At 70.7% G+C, this 17,579-nt stretch carries 12 protein-coding genes; 6 read left to right on the top strand and 6 right to left on the bottom strand.

Translation table 11 applies throughout. The features are described 5' to 3' along the window. The first annotated feature begins 77 nt into the window (after positions 1–77). Complete coding sequence (locus tag KIS93_RS51165; protein WP_080042495.1) at positions 78–395, top strand: STAS domain-containing protein; 318 nt, start codon at positions 78–80, stop codon at positions 393–395. 121 nt (positions 396–516) lie between these two features. Here the strand turns inward: KIS93_RS51165 and KIS93_RS51160 are convergent, their stop codons facing one another. The 5 genes from KIS93_RS51160 to nucS form a co-directional block, all read right to left on the bottom strand. Next, the gene (locus KIS93_RS51160; RefSeq protein ID WP_230465543.1) at positions 517–1,059 is read right to left on the bottom strand and encodes a TetR/AcrR family transcriptional regulator; all 543 of its coding nucleotides are present in this window, start codon (positions 1,057–1,059) and stop codon (positions 517–519) included. Positions 1,060–1,203: 144 nt separating this feature from the next. Further along, the gene (locus KIS93_RS51155) at positions 1,204–2,676 is read right to left on the bottom strand and encodes an aldehyde dehydrogenase family protein (protein ID WP_080042493.1); all 1,473 of its coding nucleotides are present in this window, start codon (positions 2,674–2,676) and stop codon (positions 1,204–1,206) included. 38 nt (positions 2,677–2,714) lie between these two features. Next, positions 2,715–3,263, bottom strand: coding sequence for a GNAT family N-acetyltransferase (locus tag KIS93_RS51150; RefSeq protein WP_080042492.1), 549 nt, complete (start codon positions 3,261–3,263; stop codon positions 2,715–2,717). Between the two features lie 5 nt (positions 3,264–3,268). Continuing rightward, a complete protein-coding gene (locus KIS93_RS51145; RefSeq protein WP_080042491.1) occupies positions 3,269–4,570 on the bottom strand; it encodes a carotenoid oxygenase family protein in 1,302 nt (433 codons plus the stop codon). Positions 4,571–4,672: 102 nt separating this feature from the next. Then, complete coding sequence (nucS, locus tag KIS93_RS51140; protein WP_080042490.1) at positions 4,673–5,335, bottom strand: endonuclease NucS; 663 nt, start codon at positions 5,333–5,335, stop codon at positions 4,673–4,675. 92 nt (positions 5,336–5,427) lie between these two features. Between nucS and KIS93_RS51135 the strand changes: the two genes are divergently transcribed. The 5 genes from KIS93_RS51135 (at position 5,428) to KIS93_RS51115 (ending at position 17,006) form a co-directional block, all read left to right on the top strand. Then, entirely contained in the window at positions 5,428–5,718 is a 291-nt protein-coding gene (locus KIS93_RS51135; RefSeq protein ID WP_080042489.1) for an ATP/GTP-binding protein, read from the top strand. A 12-nt stretch (positions 5,719–5,730) separates the two neighbouring features. After that, on the top strand, positions 5,731–6,435 hold the full coding sequence (locus KIS93_RS51130; RefSeq protein WP_080042488.1) for an alpha/beta hydrolase: 705 nt from the start codon (positions 5,731–5,733) through the stop codon (positions 6,433–6,435). A gap of 239 nt (positions 6,436–6,674) precedes the next feature. After that, entirely contained in the window at positions 6,675–9,866 is a 3,192-nt protein-coding gene (locus tag KIS93_RS51125; RefSeq protein WP_230465542.1) for a LamG-like jellyroll fold domain-containing protein, read from the top strand. A 31-nt stretch (positions 9,867–9,897) separates the two neighbouring features. Then, on the top strand, positions 9,898–16,131 hold the full coding sequence (locus tag KIS93_RS51120; protein ID WP_080042486.1) for an RHS repeat domain-containing protein: 6,234 nt from the start codon (positions 9,898–9,900) through the stop codon (positions 16,129–16,131). A 116-nt stretch (positions 16,132–16,247) separates the two neighbouring features. Beyond that, entirely contained in the window at positions 16,248–17,006 is a 759-nt protein-coding gene (locus KIS93_RS51115) for an SDR family NAD(P)-dependent oxidoreductase (protein WP_080042485.1), read from the top strand. Here the strand turns inward: KIS93_RS51115 and KIS93_RS51110 are convergent, their stop codons facing one another. Then, entirely contained in the window at positions 17,007–17,480 is a 474-nt protein-coding gene (locus KIS93_RS51110; RefSeq protein ID WP_080042484.1) for a CAP domain-containing protein, read from the bottom strand. Positions 17,481–17,579 lie beyond the last annotated feature (99 nt).

Here is a 17,579-nt window from a genome sequence, read left to right as displayed (position 1 = left end):
TCCCCCGGGATGTAGAAGAGCCGGCCTGGTGGGTAGGGGAGTAGGTACGTGCGTACGTGCGCGAGCAAGGAGGTGGCATGCGCGTCCGGGGCAATCCGGGTGCCCAGGTGGTACGGATCGGGGCCCGGCTCGACGCCGGCACGTCGGCGCCGGTGCGTGAGCGCCTGCACAAAGCGCTCGACGCGGGCGAGGGCGACCTGATCCTCGATCTCTCCAAGCTGGAGATGATCGACGCCACCGGCCTCGGCGTGCTCGTGGGGGCGCACCGGCGCGCGCTGAGCGTCGAGCGCCGCCTCGTTCTTCGGGGGGTGCCACCGAGGATCATGCGGATACTCGCGGTGACCCGGCTGAATCGGGTGCTGCACGTGGAGGCTCCGGCGGCCGCGGTGGCCTGAGGTGACATATCGGAGCGGGTGACGATCAGCCGGCACCCGCTCTTTCCCTGCTTAGACAAAATGTAGTTTTCGGCCGGCCGACTCTGCTAAACGCCCGATGAATGGCCGGTGGATAACGCGTTCAGGCGGTGCCGAGGCTGCGGTTGAAGATGTGGACGGCGACCGCCACGAGTTCGTCGATGTCCGGCTGGTCATCGGCGAGCAGCCATTCGATGAGCAACTCTTGTAACGCCCCAATTACTCCGAGTGCGACCAGGCGGCGATTCAAGTCGCTGCCCAGCGGAAAATCGGCGGACGCCTCCTCGACCAACCTCGCGAACGAGGACACGGCGCGCTGACGGGAGAGTGTCAGGACGTCTCCCGACCTGCGCACCTCGACATGCATGATGCGTGCCCGCCGCCAGTCGGCCGTTGTGAATTCGATATAGGCGCGAATCCCGGCCTTGACTCTTCCGTCAAGCGTCTGGGGGGCCTCCGCCACCGCCTTGGCGACGACCGCCAGGCTTTCCTCGACGCAGCGCTCGTGCAGGGCCTGGAGGAGCTCCTCCCGCCCGCCGAAACATTCGTAGAAGGCGCGGTTGGAGATCCGCGCCTCCGAGCACAGCCTTTCGATGGTCGTCGCCGTGAAACCCGGCTTCGCGTATAGCGTGTACGCGGCCGTCATCAGCCGCTCGCGTCTGTCTGCCAGCCTTTGCTCAGCCGACATTCCCCGGTAAGACCGGTTCACATTCCACCCGTCCAACATGATCGTGGCCCCCAGAGCACACAATTATGGACGGATGATCCGTTAAGGGAAAGGGTAAGAAGATTATCTTTTACGTCGTCCGTGCAAGAACGTGACGAGTCTGACCAGTCGCTCAAGCTCCGCGGGCCCTCGATTGAACGAGGTGAGGTTCATCCCGGACATCGCGAACCGCTGCCGGGCGATGGCCTTGGGCCGGGCGAACTCGCGCAGGCCGTCGGCCCCGTGGATCCGGCCGAACCCCGAATCGCCGACCCCGCCGAACGGCAGCGCGGGCACCCCGGCGAAGGAGATGACGGAGTTGATCGCGGTCATCCCGCTGCGCATGAGGCGCGCCAGCTCCGTCGCGCGGCGCGCGTTCCTGCTGAAGATGGTGCCGCCCAGCCCGTACGCCGACGCGTTGGCCAGCGACAACGCCTCCTGGGCGTCGCGGGTGCGGCGCACGGTGATGGTCGGGCCGAACGTCTCCTCCCGCACGGCGGGGGAGTCCTCGGGCACGTCCTCGACGATCACCGGGTCGACGTACGGCGCCCGCACCGACTCGGGCCCGCCGGCGATCACCCGGCCCGACTTGGTGGCGTCGTCGATGTGCCGCTTGATGACGTCCACCTGACCCGGCATGGTGATCGGCCCGTAGTGCTCGCCGGCCTTCACCTTCGTCACCCGCTCGGACAGCTCGCGGATGAAACTTTCATAGACGGCGTCGACGACGTAGACCCGCTCGACGCCGGCGCACGTCTGCCCGGCGTTGGCCATCGCGCCCCACAGGCAGGCGTCGGCGGCGGCCTTGAGGTCGGCGTCGGCGTCCACGATGAACGCGTCCTTGCCGCCGCACTCGGCCACGATCGGCGTCAGGTTCTCGGCGCAGGCGGCCATGACGCGCTTGGCCGTGGCGGTGGAGCCGGTGAAGGCCACCTTCTTCACGCGGGGGTCGCCCGCCAGCGCCGCGCCGGTCTCGCCCAGCCCCGTCACCGTCTGGAACACGGGGTGCTCGGGCACCGACTCGCGGAAGAGCTCGGCCAGCCGCACGCCGACGCCCGGGGTCAGCTCGCTGGGCTTGAACACGACCGCGTTGCCGGCCGCCAGCGCGTACGCGATGGAGCCCATGGGGGTGAAGACCGGATAGTTCCACGGGCCGATGGCGGCGACGACGCCGAGGGGCAGGTACTCCAGCGTGGCGGCCAGGTTGAGGCCGATCATGCCGGTGGCCACGCGGCGGCGGCCGAGCACCTTCTGGGCGTTGCGCGCGGCCCAGTCGAGGTGCGTGAGGGTGAGCACGAGCTCCAGCGTGGCGTCGCCCACCGGCTTGCCCGTCTCCTGGTGGACGAGCGTGGTCAGCTCCTTGAGGTGCTGGGCGAGGACCGCCTTGTAGTCGAGCAGCCGCCGCCGGCGCTCGGCCGGGCCGAGGGCGGCCCACCAGGCGGCGGCCTCCTCCGCCCGGCCCACCGCCTCGTGCACGGCGTCGGGGGTCTGCTTCGGGTGACTGCCGACGATCTCGCCGGTCGCCGGGTTGATGGAGTCGAACGTCAGCGTCGTCATGGCGTCACCATAATCCGGTAAGGCGTCACTTACCAGGATCAGAGGGCAGGTCGCCACATCCCCCAGACCGGCGGCCCGCCGGGCAGCGTGAAGCGCTCGGTGACCTGGAAGCCGTGCTTCTCGTAGAAGGGGACGTTCGACTCCTTGCTGCTCTCCAGGTAGACGGGCCCGTCGCAGCGGGCCGGCCCCGCGCGCAGGAGCGCGCCGCCGACGCCCGTGCCCTGCAGCTCGGGCACCGTGCCGAGCTGCGCCAGGTACCAGTGCGGCTGCTCGGGCCGGTGGCGGGCCATCGTCTCCTCAAGCGTCATCCCGTACGTGACCCGGTCCCCCATCGCGGCGACCAGGCCAGGGATGCCGACTTCCTCGTCGGGCCGGTGACCGGGCGGATCCCACACCGCCACCCCGGAGACGTCACCGGCGACGTCGGTGATGGCGTGCATGTGCCGGGCCAGCGCGACGAACATGGCGGCGGTGCCCTCGGGCTCGGGCAGGAGCCATCTGATCACCGGATCGTCGTGGAAGGCCCTGGCCAGCGCGTCGCCGATCGCCTCCGCCTCGTGCTCCCACCGGGCCGCTCTGATCGGCATCCCGCTCACTCCTCGCCCAGCCAGGACCCGTGGAAGCCGGCCGGCACGCGGCGCGGCAGCCGCACCGAGGCCACGTCCGACAGGTCGCGGGCGTCCAGGACCAGCAGCTCCGAGGCGTCGCCCCTGGTCACCACGGACAGCAGCCACCCCTCGTCCTCGCCGGTCGCCCCCTCGGCCGGCACGAACACCGCCTCGCCCGTGTCGCCCCCGGTCTTCCTGACCTGGGAGTCGCCGTCGCGCTGGTCGTACTTGACCACGCCGTCGTCGGCCACCGTGTAGAGGTAGCGGCTGCGCCGCCCGAGCAGGCTCTCGTTGAACGTCGGGAACTCCACGCCGCGGTCGTCCAGCGCCTCCTCCTTCACCACGCCCGTGGCCGGATCGAGCGTCCACCGGTGCAGCACCGCGACCCCCGACGCGGCGGCGGACACGGCGGGGTCCTCGGCGCCGCCGATGCGGCCCCAGAGCGCCGTGAAGCGGTCGCGGGTGTACCGGGCCGCGTTGAGGACGATGCGCCCGTCAGCGTCCTCCCAGGCGTTGCCGACGTGGAAGACGTAGCAGGGGTCCACCTCGAACCAGCGGGTCGGGCCGCCCGCCCTGGGCGTCACGCCGATCCTGGCGCCGTAGTCGTCCTCCCACGCGTACGGCATGCCGCCGCGCTCCAGGCGGAACACCATGGGCAGGTCGAGCCAGAGGAGGTGGTGCTCGGTGACGGCGAAGTCGTGCATCATCGTCGAGCCCGGCACGTCGATCCGCCTGCTCTCCACCAGCTCGCCGGCCGCCGAGAGCCGGTGGTAGGTGAGGTAGGGCGGGAAGAAGCCGTAGCCGAAGAAGTGCAGCTCGCCGGTGACCGGGTCCTCCTTGGGGTGGGCGGTCATCGCGGTGGTGAGCCGGCCGCCGAAGTCGACCGGGCCGACGGTGTCGAGCTCGGGCGTCACCTCGTACGGGAAGCCGTTCTCGACCAGCGCCAGGATGCGGCCGGAGTGCCGGACGACGTGCGTGTTGGCGGAGACGGCGGCCAGGTCGACGCCGCCCTCGCCGACGAACGGGGCGTCGTCGGTGAACTTCTTCGTGCGCACCCACCGGTTGCGGTACCACTCGGCGCGGCCGTCGCGCAGGCGCACGCCGTGCAGCATCCCGTGGCCGGTGAACCAGTGGCCGGGGTCCTCGCCGGGGCGGGGGTTGGGGCCGTTGCGGAAGTAGCGGCCGGTGAGCTCGGCGGGCAGCTCGCCGGTGACGGCCAGGTCGTGGGCGTCGATCTCGTCGGGGACGGGGGCCAGATTGCCGCTGAGGTAGTAGGGCTGTGCCATCGATCCTCCAATATTGATAGGTCGAACGTAAAACGTCCAGCAGCGACCTGTCAATATAGGAATGTGGGAGCGTGAAAGGGCCGCCTCGCCCAGGGGAGGCGGCTAGAAGAGGGTGGGGTTCTCCGGCTCGATGCCGCGCAGGGCGTCGTAGTCGAGCGTCACGCAGTCGATGCCGCGGTCGGTGGCCAGCACCCGGGCCTGCGGCTTGATCTCCTGAGCGGCGAAGACGCCGCGCACGGGCGACAGCAGCGGGTCGCGGTTGAGCAGCTCCAGGTAACGCGTGAGCTGCTCGACGCCGTCGATCTCACCGCGCCGCTTGATCTCCACCGCCACCGTCGCGCCCTTGGAGTCGCGGCACAGGATGTCGACGGGGCCGATCGCCGTCATGTACTCGCGCCGGATCAGCGAGTAGCCCTCGCCCAGCGTCGTGATGTGCTCGGCGAGCAGCTCCTGGAGGTGGGCCTCCACGCCGTCCTTGATCAGCCCGGGGTCGACCCCCAGCTCGTGACTGGAGTCGTGGAGGATCTCCGCCATGGTCAGGACCAGCTTCTCGCCGGTCTTGCCGTGGGTGACCGTCCAGGTCTCGCCGTCCTCCTTGAGCTTGCACGGCGGATTCATCCAGTTGAGCGGCTTGAAGGCGCGGTCGTCGGCGTGAATGCTCACGCTGCCGTCCGCCTTGATCAGGACGAGCCTCGGCGCCATCGGCAGGTGAGCCGTGAGCCGTCCAACGTAATCCACGCTGCATCGCGCGATGACCAGCCGCATGACCGTCCACCTTAGTGCCTCTGGAAAACTGGACGCATGGCGTTCCCAAGGGTGAGTGTGGCAGGTACGGGCATGAGCGGGCTCTGTCGCCGATGAGCCCTCGCCGCGCCCGCCGGAGGGAGTCCTCCCGCCCTTTCGGCTTCCCGACCGGCCTCGACAAGGTGGAGGAGTGGCCCGACGGGGAGTGGAAGGTGCGCATGCTCACCGGCGCCTCCTCCACGAAGAACTACCGGTGCCCCGGCTGCGACCAGGAGATCCGCAGCGGGCAGCCGCACCTCGTGGCCTGGCCGAACTGGCCGGGGGGCGACGAGGAGCGCCGCCACTGGCACCAGACCTGCTGGCGTAAGAGACTCGACCGCGGCCCGGGCCGCACCCGCTACTGAAGGGACCTATCGGTGGAGATTCGCGCGGCCACGGTGCTGCCCGCCCAGCGGGAGCCGATCGAGCTGCACACGGCCGACGGCCTGACCCTGGTCGGCGAGCTGGCCCAGCCCGCCGACCGGCCCCCCGTCGCGACGCTGGTGACGCTGCACCCGCTGCCCACCCACGGCGGGTTCATGGACAGCCACGTCTACAAGAAGGCCGCCAACCGGCTGCCCGCGCTGGCCGACCTGGCCGTGCTGCGCTTCAACACCCGCGGCACCTCCTCCGAGCGCGGCACCTCGCAGGGGGCGTTCGACGGCGGCGAGGGCGAGCGGTACGACGTGGCCGCCGCGCTGGAGTACGCCGAGTACCACGACCTGCCCCGCGTGTGGGTGGTCGGCTGGTCGTTCGGCACCGAGCTGACGCTGAAGTGGGCGCACGACCCGCTGGTGGAGGGCGCGATCCTGCTGTCGCCGCCGCTGCACAGGGCCACCGACGCCGACCTCGACGCCTGGGCGGAGTTCGGCCGGCCGCTGACGGTGCTGGTGCCGGAGTTCGACGACTACCTGCGCCCTGAGGAGGCCCGGGCCCGCTTCGCCAGGGTGCCGCAGGCGGAGGTCATCGGGGTCGAGGGCGCCAAGCACCTGTGGGTGGGCGAGCCGTACGTGCGGATCGTGCTGAACGAGATCGTCAAGCGGGTCAATCCGGCCGCCTGGCCGCTGCCGACCGAGGTCTGACGGAAACTTCCGCTCATAGTGCGGTCATGAAGAAATCTTTGAGCAGAATGACCAGAACTATGGACGCGTGCCGGGGCGGAGGTGAGAATCCGATCGTCAATCGAAGATCGTGGAGACGCGCCGGGCGGCCTCCGTCCCGAGCGTAATCCCTGCTCGGCATGGGCGAGGCACGTATGCGGGTAGTGCAAGGACTGGTCGCGGCGGCGTTATCTATCACAGCTTTGACGGCCCCACAACCAGTGGCAGCCCAGGACGAACCGGAGCGGCCCGCGGCCGCCCAGCCGGAAAGCGAGCGGGCCGCGGTCGCCGCCGCCCGTCACGCCGGGCAACCGGTCGAGGTGGAGTCGATGCGCAGCGAGACCCGCACGGTCTTCGCGCAGCCCGACGGCACCCTCAAGATGGAGCTGAACGTCCGGCCCATCCGGGTGCGCAAGGAAGGCCGGTGGGTCCCCGTGGACACCACGCTGCGCCTGCGCCCCGACGGCGCGGTGGAGCCGGTGGCCGCCGCGGTCGGGCTCGCGTTCTCCGGCGGCGGCGACGCCCCGCTGGCCCGGCTCTCGCGCGGCGGCAAGTCGATGGAGCTCGGCTGGACCGGCCCGCTGCCCAAGCCCACGCTGAGCGGCGACACCGCCACGTACGCCGAGGTCATGCCCGGCGTGGACCTCCAGGTCACCGCCGACGTGGACGGCTTCTCGCACCTGCTCGTCGTCAAGTCGCGGGCCGCCGCCGCGAGCCTGACCGAGCTGACCTACCCGCTCTCGGCCGAGGGCGTGAAGCTGGAGGCCGACCAGGCGGGCAACCTGGAGGCCACCGACGACAACGGCGGCACGCTGTTCGTCGCCCCCACCCCGAAGATGTGGGACTCCGAGGGCATCACGAGCCCGAAGGCGCTCAAGGAGGGCCGCTCGCCCGAGGCCCGCGAGGCCACCATGGGCGTGCAGCTCAAGGGCAGGCAGCTGCGGCTCAAGCCCGACAGGAAGATGCTGACGGACGCGAAGACCGAGTTCCCCGTCTACCTCGACCCGTACTTCTCGGCCGCCCGCAACGCGTGGACCGCCGTCTGGAGCAACTGGCCCAACTCCAACTACCTCAACTCCAGCGACGTCGCCCGGGTCGGCCACGTCGAGTCTCAGAAGAACCGCTCGTTCTTCCAGATGAACACCGGCTCCACCATCCACGGCAAGCAGATCATCAAGGCGACGCTGCGCACGTACGAGACGTGGTCGTACTCGTGCAGCGCCCGCAAGGTGGAGGCGTGGGCCACCAACTCCATCAGCAAGTCCACCACCTGGAACAACCAGCCCTCCTGGGTGACGCTGCTCGACACCAAGAACGTGGCCAAGGGCTGGGGCGCGAGCTGCCTGCCCGGCGGCGTCGAGTTCGACGTCACGCCGCAGGTCGTCAACGCCGCCGCCAAGAGCTGGGCCAACGTCACCATCGGCCTGAGAGCCACCAGCGAGACCGACGTCTACGCGTGGAAGAAGTTCAAGAACAACCCGAGCTTGGTCATCGAGTACAACTCGGTGCCGTCCACCCCGGTGGCCGCCGACGTGTGGTCGGACCCGGGCGGCCCGTGCGTCTCCGGTGACGGTCGCCCGATCATCAGCTCGGCCACGCCCAAGCTGTGGGCCAAGCTGAAGGACACCGACAACTCGGTCAAGGGCCGCTTCGAGTGGTACAACGCCGCGGGCGTCAAGACCGGCGAGTACGTCACCCCGCTCGGCTCCACCGGCACCGCCTTCTCCGCCACGATCCCGCAGACCCTGTACGCCGACGGCGCGCTGATCCGCTGGCGGGTCCGGGCCGAGGACGGCAAGGCCACCAGCGCGTGGAGCCCCTGGTGCGAGGCCACCGTGGACGCCACCGCGCCCGGCAGGGAGCCGGAGGTCTCCTCGCCGCAGTTCACCGAGAACGGCTGGAGCGACGGCGTCGGCCTGCCCGGCACGTTCTCCTTCGGCCCGAACGGCGTCACCGACGTGGCCGCGTACCTGTGGGGCCTGGACTCCACGCCGAAGACGGAGGTCGCCCCCGGCCAGGACGGCACGGCCACGATCGCGCTGACCCCGCGCCACGACGGCCCGAACGTGCTGTCCGTGCGCAGCAAGGACCGCGCGGGCCAGCTCGGCCCGATCAGGACCTACGTCTTCAACGTCAACTCGGGCAAGCCCGCCAGCGGCCACTGGCCGATGGACGAGGGCCAGGGCACCACGGCCGCCGACGCCGCCGGCGCGCACCCGGCCACGCTCAGCGGTGCCACGTGGACGACGGGCAAGACCGGCTCCGCGCTCAAGCTGGCCGGCTCCTACGCCCAGACCGGCGGCCCCGTCATCGACACCAGCCGCAACTTCACCGTCACCGCCTGGGCCCGCCTGACCGGCAACGCCGCCTCGGCCACCGCCGTCACCCAGGAGGGCGGCAGGACGGGCGCGTTCGCCCTGCAGTACTCGAAGGCCGACGACCGGTGGGCGCTGAGCCTGACCGGCTCGGACACCGACGGCGCGCCCGTCGTGCGCGCCCTGTCGGCCGCCGCGCCGCGCCTGAACGAGTGGACCCACCTGGCCGGCGTCTACGACTCGGCGACCCGCCAGATCACGCTCTACGTGAACGGCAGGCAGGAGGGCACCGCCACCGTCACCGCACCATGGAACGCCACAGGCCCCCTGACGATCGGCCGCGGAAAGGCCGGCGGGGCGGCTTCGGACCCCTGGACCGGGGACGTCGACGAGGTGCGCGCCTACGGCCGCGCGATGTTCGCCGACGAGGTCGCCGATCTGGTCAACAGCGCTGCCACGCTGGTGGGCCACTGGACGCTGGACGAGGAGTCCGGCACGTCGGCGGCCGACTCCTCGGGCCGGTCGAGCGCCGCGACGCTCTCCGGAGCCGCCTCCTGGACGCCCGGCTGGCTGGACGGGGCGCTCGCGCTGGACGGCGTGAACGGCTTCGCCCAGACGAGCGGCCCCGCCGTCAACACCAGGTCCGGCTTCACCGTGGCCGCCTGGACGCAGCTCGACTACCTGCCTGCCCGTGACACCGCGGCGGTGGCGCAGCCCGGCGGGCGGGCCGCCGGGTTCCAGCTCGGCTTCGACAAGGAGCAGGGCAGGTGGACGCTCGGCATGTCCGCCGCCGACACCGACACCGCCGCCCTCGTACGGACCCGCTCCGACGCCATCCCGAACCCGCTGGAGTGGACGCACGTCGCCGGCGTGTACGACGCGCTGGCCGGCGAGCTGCGCGTCTACATCAACGGCCGGCTGTCGGCCACCACCGTCACACCCCACCTGAGCACCTGGAACGCGACCGGCCCGCTGCAACTGGGCCGGACGAAGGCCGCGGGCGTCTTCACCGGCTACTGGCCGGGGACCGTGGATGACGTCCGCACGTACGACGGCGTGCTGAGCGCCGAGCAGATCGCCCAGCTAGCTGCCCAGTAAATCCCGTTCCGCACTCCGCTGGGAGAGGTAGATGGACCCGCAGGATGAGTTAGACCTGCCCGAATCCCGTTGGATCCGCACTCACGACCCCGAACCCGACCTTCCTGACTCCTCCTGGAACCGCTTCCGGGAGGAGGTCAGGCCCGAGTCCCCCTGGCCGCGCCGCCTCGCGGCCACCCTCTCGATGGTCCTCGTGCTCCCCCTGGTCAACGCCGTGCCCGCGGCGGCCGAGCCCCGCTCGGCCCCGGCGGTGCAGAAGGAGACCCCGGTCAAGGGCACGAGCGTGCCGGTGCAGCCGCCGTCGGCCGACCCGGTGCAGAAGCAGGCGTGGAAGGCGCCGCCGAGTGTGACCTGGCCGAAGCCGCAGAAGGCGGAGCTGGCCAAGTCCAAGTCCGTGGCCGGGTTCCCGGTGCGGGTGGCGGCCGATGAGAGCAGCGACCCGGTGTCGGTGGAGCTGCTCGACACCGACCGGCTCGGCCTGGCGATGCGGGTGTCGCCGGGCCAGGGCGTGGCGGTGGCCGCCAAGGCGGGCGGCAGGAAGACCGAGCTGAAGATCGACTACTCCGGCTTCCGCTACGCCTACGGCGGCGACTACGGCGCCCGCCTCGGCATGGTCAAGCTGCAGGAGTGCGCGCTCAAGTCGGCCACCGCGACGGCGAGCTGCCCGCAGCCGGAGCCGGTCAAGAGCACGAACGACCCCAAGGCGGGCACGCTGACCGCCGCGGTCGAGACCGGCGCCGTGTACGCGCTGGCCGCGGCCCCCTCGGGCCAGTCCGGTGACCACTCGGCCACCTCGCTGGCGGCCTCGTCCGACTGGAGCGTGGGCACCCAGACCGGCGACTTCTCCTGGAACTACGACCTGCGCACGCCGCCCGCGCTGGGCGGCGACGAGCCGGAGCTGTCGCTCGACTACTCCTCGCAGAGCGTGGACGGCCGCACCGCCGCCACGAACAACCAGGCGTCGTGGGCGGGCGAGGGCTTCGAGCTCAGCCCCGGCGGCTACATCGAGCGCCGCTACAAGTCCTGCATGATCGACGGCAAGAAGACCGGCGACCTGTGCTGGGACCAGGACAACGCGGTGCTGTCGCTGGCCGGCTCGTCGATCGAGCTGATCAAGGACGCCACGACCAAGCAGTGGCGGCCGAAGCGCGACGACGGCACCAGGATCGAGGCGCTGACCGGCGCCACGAACGGGGACAACAACGGCGAGTACTGGCGGGTCACCAGCGCCGACGGCACCCAGTACACCTTCGGCCTGAACCGGCTGCCCGGCTGGGTGAGCGGCAAGGCCGAGACGAAGTCGGTGCAGACGGTGCCGGTGTTCGGCAACAACAGCGGCGAGCCCTGCTACAACAGCACCCCGGCCAACGCCTGGTGCCAGCAGGCGTACCGGTGGAACCTCGACTATGCCGTGGACACCCACGGCAACGCGATCACCTACTGGTACACGCAGGAGAAGAACTACTACGGCCGCAACTCCAAGCCCGAGCTGGGCACGGTGTACGACCGGCACGCCTACCTCAACCGCATCGACTACGGCTACCTGAGCACCGAGCTGTTCACCAAGAACCCGGCGGCGCGGGTGAGCTTCGAGGTGGCCGAGCGCTGCCTGCCGAGCGGCACGGTCACGTGCGCGCCGGCCGAGCTGAAGAAGGAGACCGCCAGCCACTGGCCGGACGTCCCGTTCGACCAGATCTGCGACTCCGGCGTGAAGTGCACCGACCGGCTCACGCCGACGTTCTTCACCCGCAAGCGGCTGACCAAGGTCACCACGCAGGTGCTCAACGCGTCCGGGCAGTACTACGCGGTGGACTCGTGGGCGCTGACCCACCAGTTCCCCGCCACCGGTGACGGGCTGAGCCCGTCCCTGTGGCTGGCCTCCATCCAGCAGACCGGCCACGTGGGCGGCACGATCACGCTGCCGAAGACCACGTTCAAGGGCGTGCAGCTGCCCAACCGGGTGGACGCGACCGAGGGCCGGGCGCCGCTGGTCAAGTGGCGGGTCCAGGCCGTCGACAACGGCACCGGCGGCGAGCTGCGGGTCAACTACAAGGCCGCGGAGTGCCAGGCCGGCGCGCTGCCCGCCGCCGACAAGAACACCAAGCTGTGCTTCCCGCAGCGCTGGGCCCCGCCCAACGAGGGCGAGGTCACCGACTGGTTCCACAAGTACGTGGTGGAGCAGACGGTCGAGGTGGACCGCGTCGCGGCCTCGCCCGCCGTCGTCACCAGCTACGAGTACCTGGGCGGCGCCGCCTGGCGCTACGCCGACAACATCCTCGTCAAGCCCGAGCACCGCACGTGGTCGGACTTCCGCGGGTTCGGCCGGGTCCGGGTACGCGAGGGCGACGGGCAGGACACCAAGCGCACGCTGACGGAGTTCCGCTACTTCCGCGGCATGCACGGCGACAAGCAGGCCGACGGCACCAAGCGCAGCGTCCAGGTGGAGGACACCGAGGGCGTCAAGGTGGACGACCTCGACCAGTACTCCGGCTTCGAGCGCGAGGAGATCCTGTACGACGGCGACGGCGGCGCCCTGCTGAAGGCCACCGTCGAGACGCCGTGGTCGGTCAAGACCGCCGAGTCCACGCAGGGCGGCGTCACCAAGGCCGCCTACGTGGTCGAGGCCGCGTCCATGGCGACCCGCACCGCGTTGCCCGGCGGCAAGTGGCGGCGCACCGGCGAGGAGCGCTCGTACGACACCAAGGGCCTGCTCACCCAGGTCGAGGAGAAGGGCGACCTGGCCAGCACCGACGACGACCGGTGCACCCGCTACACCTACGCCCGCAACGACACGAGCTGGATGCTCGACTACACCAGCCGCGTCCAGAAGGTGGCCGCGCCCTGCTCCGCGTCCGTCTCCACGCTGGCCGCCGGAGAGGTGATCTCCGACGAGAAGGTCCAGTACGACGGCAAGGCGTACGGTCAGGCGCCGAGCAAGGGCGACGTGACCACGGTGCAGCAGGTCGTCAGCGCCGACGGCACGACGATCACCGACACCACGCACACGTACGACGTCTACGGCCGCGAGACGAGCGAGACCGACACGGTCGGCGGCAAGTCCGTGACCACCTACACTCCGGCCACGGGCGCGCTGGCGACCGAGATCAAGGAGACGAACCAGCTCGGCCACGTCGATCGCACGTTCCTGGAGCCGGCGTGGGGCGAGCCCGTCGCCGAGCTCGACACCAACAACCGCCGCACCGACATGGAGTACGACGCGGTCGGCCGGCTGATCAAGGTGTGGCAGCCGGACCGCAGCAAGGCGGGCGGCCAGTCGCCCAGCACCGAGTACTCCTACACGATGCGGGCCGACGGCCCCAGCGTCGTCACCACGAGGACGCTGCGCGCCGACGGCGGCTACACCGAGAGCCACGAGCTGTACGACGGCCTGATGCGCGAGCGCCAGACGCAGGAGCCCGCGCCGAAGGACGACCAGACGCAGGACCCGGCCCTGCGTGACGGCCGCACGATCACCGACACCTTCTACAACTCGCAAGGGGAGGAGTACAAGCAGAACACCGGCTACTTCGCCACCGGCGCGCCGTCCACCGACCTGCTCGCGGTCGCCGACGCCGACGTGCCGAACCAGGTGGTGTCCACCTTCGACGGCGTGGGCGACGTCAACGCCCAGGTGCTCAAGGCGAAGGGCGTGGAGAAGTACCGGGTCACCGCCAAGGACGAGGGCGACCGGGTGCACGTGACGCCGCCGCCGGGCGGCACCGCGACGACCCGCATCGGTGACGCCGAGGACCGGCTGATCGAGCTGCGCCAGTACAAGGGGGCGACCCCGACCGGCGAGTACGAGTCCACCAAGTACACCTACGACGCCGCCGGGCGCCTGTCCACGGTGACCGACTCGGCCGGGAACGTGTGGCGCCACCACTACGACTTCCGCGGCCGGGAGATCAAGACCGAGGACCCGGACAAGGGCGTCACGACGATGACGTACAACGACGCCGACGAGATCGTCACGACGACGGACTCGCGCGGCCGGACGCTCTGGTACGGCTACGACACGCTGGGCCGCAAGACGGAGATGCGCGAGGGCTCCGCGACCGGGCCGCTGCTGGCCGAGTGGAAGTACGACGCCCTGGCCAAGGGCCACATGAACGCCAGCATCCGGTACGTGGACGGGCAGGCGTACAAGGCGGAGATCAACAACATCGACGTCGACTACCGCCCGCTGCGCGAGACCGTCACGATCCCGGAGCGGGAGGGCAAGCTGGCCGGCTCCTACCAGCTCAACACCCGCTACACGGTCGACGGCCAGGTGCAGTCGGTCAGCTTCCCGGGTGTCGGCGGGCTGGCGGAGGAGCAGGTCGTCTACACCTACGACGAGCTGAACCAGCCGACGAAGGTCACCGGCCTGTCGGCGTACGTGAGCGCGACCCGCTACTCCAAGCTCGGCGAGACCCTGCAGTACGAGCTGGGCGACAACGGGAAGAAGACCTGGCTCACCTACACCCACGACGAGTCCACGCGCAGGCTGACCAGCATGCGGCTGGACCGCGAGGGCACCAGCAAGACCGACATGGACGTCAACTACACCTATGACGCCATCGGCAACATCACCAAGATCGCTGACAAGGCGAGCCAGGACACGCAGTGCTTCACCTACGACCATCTGCGCCGGCTGACCTCGGCGTGGACGGCCACGGACGACTGCGCGAGCGGCACCCCGCAGTCCGACAAGATCGGCGGCGTGGCGCCTTACGCGGTCAGCTACGCCTACGACTCCACCGGTAACCGGATCAAGGAGACGAAGCACGCGTTCGGCAGCGCGGGCCAGACGGTGCGCGACTACACCTACCCCGAGCCGGGCGGCAAGCAGCCGCACGCGCTGCAGAGCGTGGGGCAGGACCTGTTCGAGTACGACGCGGCGGGCAACACGACCCGGCGCAAGGTCGGCACCTCGGACCAGACCCTGGTGTGGGACGCCGAGGGCAACCTGGAGTCGGTGACGGAGGCGGGCAAGACCACGTCGTTCGTCTACGACGCGGAGGGCGACCGGCTGATCCGCAAGACGCCCACCGACGCCACGCTCTACATCGACGACATGGAGCTGCGTCTCGACTACGCCAAGGACACCGTCGAGCAGACCCGCTATTACACGATCAACGACGAGCCCATCGCGGTGCGCACCCCGGACAACCAGGTCTTCTTCCTGGCCAGTGACCACCAGGGCACCGCGCAGGCCGCGGTGAACGCCGGCACCGGCGACCTGGCGGTGCGCAGGACCACGCCGTTCGGCGAGGACCGCGGGTCGCCACCGCCGTGGTGGCCGGGGCAGCGCGGGTTCGTGGGCGGCACGAAGGACGCGACGACCGGGCTCGTCCACCTGGGCGCCCGCGAGTACGACCCCAAGCTCGGCCGGTTCCTGTCGGTGGACCCGATCATCGACGACGTCGATCCGCAGCAGCTCAACGCCTACGCCTACGCCAACAACAGCCCCGTCGCCATGAGCGACCCCGACGGGCAGTGGGTGTGGGTCGTGGTGGCCATCGGCGTCCGGGTCGGCGCCCGCTACCTCGCCAAGAAGGCGGCGCAGCGGGCCGCGCGGCAGGCCGCCATCCGCAGGGCCAGGGAAATCGCCAGGAAGAAGGCCCTGGAGGAGGCCAAGAAGCGGGCCAGGGAAGAGGCCAAGAAGCGGGCCAGGGAGGCGGCCAAGAAGCGGGCCGCGGCCGAGGCCAAGCGCAAGCGGCTGGCCGCGGCCAGGAAACGGGCGCGCGAGGCGGCGGACCGGGCCCGCGAGGCGGCCGCCAAGCGCCGCGCGGCGGCGGCCGCCCGCCGGGAGGCCGCGAAGAAGGCCCGCCAGGCGGCGGCGGCCAAGAAGCGGGTGCTGAACAGGCAGCGGTACAACCGCCGCAACGGCCACCTGCCCAGGGGCATCCAGCAGGCGCGCTCGCGCCCCGCGAGCCGGCCGACCAGCCACCGCTCGGTGCAGCGGCAGTCACCGCCGAAGGCGACCAGGCAGCCGGCACGTCCGAGGCCGAGCCAGGTCTACCGCAACGACGGCAGCGTGCAGCCGACCCAGTCGTACACCGTGTACGGCAACGGCCGGATGTACCCGCAGGGCCGGCCGCCGTCGAACCTGCCGCGGGGCGGCGGCAGCGGACAGGCCGAGAAGCAGATCTTCAAGCCCGAGAAGATCGAGATGGAGGTCAACACCAAGCGGGGAGCCGTGGCGCACCTGGGGATGCGGGGCGGGAAGCTCGGCGACGACATCGCCGACTTCTTCGACACCCTCCTCGGCGGGCTCGGCTGAGCCTGCCCGCACGTCCGACCCACCGGCGCGGGACCTTCGTGGTCCCGCGCCGGTGGCGCTTCGTGGGGAGATGTCCATAGAATCTTGTTCGGTTTCTGGGCTACGAAGGAGGCGGCGTGGGCGCGTTCGATCTCGGCGGTAAGCAGGCTCTGGTCACCGGGGCGTCGAAGGGCATCGGCCGGGGCATCGCGCTCGCCTACGCCGAGGCCGGCGCCGACGTGGCGCTCGTCTCCCGCTCCGCCGAGACGCTGGCCGAGGTGGCCAAGGAGATCGAGGCCCTGGGCCGGCGCGCCGTCGTCATCCCCGCCGACCTGACCGACCGCGAGGCCGCCGCCTCCGCCGTCGCCGCCGCCATCGACGGGCTCGGGCACCTCGACATCGTCGTCAACAACGCCGGCGGGTCGAACTTCCTCGTCGAGTTCAAGGACCTGCGGCTGTCCGGCTGGGACAAGCTGATGCGGCTCAACCTCGACTCCGCCATGGCCGTCTGCCACGCCGTCGCCCCGCACCTGCTCGGCCGGGGCGACGGCGTCGTCATCAACGTGGCGTCCGTGGCCGCGCTCGGCGCGCCCCTGCTCGCCCCCTACGCCGCCGCCAAGGCCGGGCTGGTGGCCCTGACCAAGACGCTGGCCGTCGAGTGGGCGGGCTCCGGCGTGCGGGTCAACGCCCTGTGCCCCGGCTGGACGGCCACCGACCTCAACCGCAACCTCTGGGAGGACGAGACGTCGGGCGCCGCGACGGTGGCGAGCGTGCCGATGCGGCGGTGGGGGACCGTGGCGGAGATGGCGCAGCCGGCCGTGTTCCTGGCCAGCGCGGCGTCGGCGTACATGACGGGGCAGGTGCTGTTCGTCGACGGCGGCGCGACCGCGATCTGATCAGGCGCGCAGCACGTTCTCCCCGAACTCGCCCGGCACGTCGCCGGGCGGCTCGAAGACGAAGACGATGAACGTCTCGTCGTCGTCGCGGCCCTGACCGGCGACGCGGGCGGCGCCCATCGCCTTGCAGCCCTTCCAGAGGAGCCTGCTGAAGCCGGAGGGGCGGGGGTCGTCCCAGTCGTACGGCTCGGCGTACCAGGCGGCCACCGCGTCGGCGGCCTCGCCCATGCCGGGCCCCACGTGCCTGAACACGCTCTCGCCGGTGCCCGCCCGCACCTCGCCCGCCTGTCCCCGCGAGTGGGCGGCGGCCCTGGTCTTGGCGTAGTCGACGAGCAGCGCGTCCATGGTCAGGGGTGGGGCGTGGTGGCGCTCGCGGCGCAGGTTCGTCTCGCGCAGCGCCTGGAGGAGGAAGTCGGCGTTGGTGGCGTCGGGGAGCGCGGGACGGGTGCCCGCCATACCTGTGGGACCTGTCATGCCTGTCACCTCGGGGTGAATGTCGCTCTGCCTGGATTGTGCGCGTGAATTATTCGACGGGCAATGTCAGATTTATGGCGAATAATGGTTGTGTATGGC

The organism is [Actinomadura] parvosata subsp. kistnae, from assembly GCF_900323885.1.
GTDB lineage: Bacteria > Actinomycetota > Actinomycetes > Streptosporangiales > Streptosporangiaceae > Nonomuraea > Nonomuraea composti.
The sequence above is the reverse complement of the archived record's forward strand: the minus strand, read 5'-3'. Positions and strand labels throughout refer to the sequence as shown.